General features: G+C 74.0%; 3 protein-coding genes. 2 read left to right on the top strand and 1 reads right to left on the bottom strand.

Going from position 1 to position 2,769, the window contains the following annotated elements:
* The coding region (locus QOZ89_RS42150) for a zinc-dependent alcohol dehydrogenase (protein ID WP_312629795.1) at window positions 1-641 on the bottom strand (641 nt) is incomplete at its 3' end.
* On the opposite strand from QOZ89_RS42150, the gene QOZ89_RS47960 reads away from it, so the two are divergent.
* Window positions 640-966, top strand: coding sequence for an SbtR family transcriptional regulator (locus QOZ89_RS47960; RefSeq protein ID WP_397428950.1), 327 nt, complete (start codon window positions 640-642; stop codon window positions 964-966). The genes QOZ89_RS42150 and QOZ89_RS47960 overlap by 2 nt on opposite strands.
* A gap of 126 nt (window positions 967-1,092) precedes the next feature.
* Window positions 1,093-2,769 (top strand): diguanylate cyclase domain-containing protein (locus QOZ89_RS42140; RefSeq protein WP_312629793.1); only part of this gene is annotated, 1,677 nt, incomplete at its 3' end.

Genomic DNA, 2,769 nt, shown 5'->3' with positions numbered 1-2,769 from the left:
GGCGCCTCCTCGACGGAGGCGAGGACGTCGGTGGCCCCGAACGACTCGGCGGCCGCCCGACGCGGCGCGGCCGGGTCCACGGCGGTGATCCGGCGGGCGCCACGCGCCCGCGCCCAGGCGATGGTGGTCAGACCGACGGTCCCGGCGCCGACCACGAGCACGTCGTCACCGTCGCCGAACTGGCCGGCGCGGGCGGTGTGCAGACCCACCGCGAACGGCTCCACGAGCGCGCCGTGCAACGGGTCGATCTCCGAGGTCAGCGGGAACGCGGCCGCCGCCGTCACCACGGCCAGCTCGGCGAAGCCGCCACCGACCCCGCCGAGCCCGACGAGCCGCACCTTCGGGCAATGGATCACATAACCGGAGGCGCACCACTCGCACTGCCCACACGACAGCGCCGGCAGCACCGCCGCGTGCGTGCCCTCCCGCCAGCCCGCCACCCCCGGCCCGAGCCCGACGACCTCGCCGCCGAACTCGTGCCCCATCACCGTCCCCTCGGGCATGGCCGCCCGCGCCTTGACGTCCGAGCCACAGAACCCGCAGGCCGTGACCCGCAGGAGTAACTCCCCGGGGCCGGGCGACGGGTCCGCCACCTCGGTGATCTCGTACCGTCCGCCCGTAGCGACTACAGCCGCACGCATGACACCTCCACCGACCGGCGACCGTCCCGCGGCCGCTCCGCCTCATCCATCTCCTAATCCGTATACATGTATCGCGGCGAGGAGGTCGTCGAACGCCGTCCGGTCCACCGGTCCGCCACTTCCCGGGCGCGCAGCGGACCGCGGGACGTGGCGGGGGTCAATCGAAGCCGGACAGCGCTCCGGGCAGCTACGCGACGACCTCGACCCGGGCGACGTCCTGCTCGCGCTCGGCGGGTTCGCGCTCGTCCTCGACCGCCAGCCACGGGCTCAGGATCTGGCCCGGCGCCTGTTCGACCTTCTCCTGGGCGGTCTGTCCCGGCGCTGACCCGCCGCCGCCGAGCGCTCGCCGGCCACCCGGGCGCTCGGCGGTCACGGCCCCGGTCACGGAGCGAAAGGTTCGGACGTGCGCGGGCTCGCGCGGGCGGCGACCCTGGAGTGAAGGAGGGATGAGGTGTCGCACGACGGTGATCTCACGGCGGACCGCCGCCCGCCCGCCGCGTCCGGTCACCGCCGCCCCGCCGACCCGGCCCCAGGTCCGGCCGAGGCCCGGACTGGGAGCGGGCCGGCGGCGCCCACGGCCGGGACGGTGAGCGAGCGGACGTACCGGCGGCTGGCTGGCGGAACCGCGCTGCTGCTCCTGGCGGCGCTCGTGCCGCTGGACTTCCTGACCGGCCGGCGGCTGGTGGTCTTCCAGGGCGTGACCCTGGTGGCCGCCAGCACGTTCGCGATCACCCTGGCCGCCATCTCCATCGTGCGCAGCCGCGGCGTCGAGCGCCGTTGGCGGCTGCTGCTGAGCACTGGTCTGCTCTCCACCCTGCTCGGGGCGTTGTACTGGAGCATCACCTGGGCGGTCGCCAGCCGCACCTCGCTCCGGCTGCGCGCCGAGGACGCGGTCTACCTCGTGGCCCCGCTGATGGCCCTGGTGGGACTGCTGAGCATCCCGACCGGGCCCGCCCACAGGTCGGCCGGACAGCGCGCGCCCCCGTTCGACGACGACGGGCGCCGAGTCGCGGCGGTGGTCGTCGCGCTGGACGGCCTGATGATCGTGGGGTCGATGTTCCTGATCGCCTGGGTCGCGGTGCTGAAACACATCACCGAAAGCGGCCTGCGCGGCTGGCCGTTCGCGGTGGCCCTCGCCTACCCGCTCAGCGAGGTGGCGCTGCTCGTGGTCGCCCTCCTGCTGCTGACGTTTCGCCGGCCCCGCAACGACCGGGCGATGTGGATGATCACCGCAGGCCTGCTGTTCTTCTCCATCTCGGAGTCGGCGCTGGTCTATCTGACGGCACGAGGGCCGTTCCACGTGGAGGACACGGCGTTGTACTGGGTCGGCACCGTCATCGGCCCGCCGGTGCTCGCACTGGCGATGGTGATCCTGCCGGGACCCGCCAGCGCGCGACAGACCGGGTCCGGCCGGGTCGGCAGGGAGGACCTGTCCCTGTGGGCCCATGCCTACCTGCCGTACCTGCCGCTGGGCGTCGCCTCCCTGCTCGTCGTCGTGCCCGCCGCACGGGGGGAGGCCCTACAGGGCCTTACTCTGCAGCTCTCGATCGCCCTCGCCACGCTCGTCGCGATCCGCCAGCTGATCACGGTGGCACAGAACACCCGGCTGATGGCGAGCCTGCGGGCGACCCAGCGCGGACTGCGCTACCAGGCACTGCACGACCCACTGACCGGCCTGGCCAACCGCGTCCTGTTCACGTCCGAGATCGACCAGGCCGTCGCCGCGCACCAGGCCGACGGCCGGCCGCTGGTGGTGCTGTTCTGCGACCTCGACGACTTCAAGGCGGTCAACGACACCCTGGGCCACGGCGCCGGCGACGAGCTGCTGCGCGCGGTCGCCGGGCGGCTGCGCGGCGCCGTCCGCCAGGAGGACCTCACCGCCCGCCTCGGTGGCGACGAGTTCGCCGTCCTGATGCATGACCCGTCCGACGATCCGCGCGCGACCGGCGAGAGCACCGCGTGGCGCATCCAGGAGGCGATGCGCCCGGGGTTCCAGGTGCACGGGCGGCGACGCGACGTCCAGGCCAGCATCGGCGTCGCCGTCGCCGAGGCCGGCTCCCCGGCCACCAGCACCGAGGAGCTGCTCCACCGCGCCGACCAGGCCATGTACGCCGCCAAGAACCGCCGC

It is taken from the genome of Pseudofrankia coriaricola (assembly GCF_032027725.1).
Lineage (GTDB): Bacteria > Actinomycetota > Actinomycetes > Frankiales > Frankiaceae > Pseudofrankia.
This window is presented reverse-complemented; position numbering and strand designations above follow the sequence as displayed.

What these genes read in the sequence shown, in the direction of transcription:
- QOZ89_RS47960 (WP_397428950.1), top strand. Translation starts at nt 640, where the DNA reads ATGACACCTCCACCGACCGGCGACCGTCCCGCGGCCGCTCCGCCTCAT.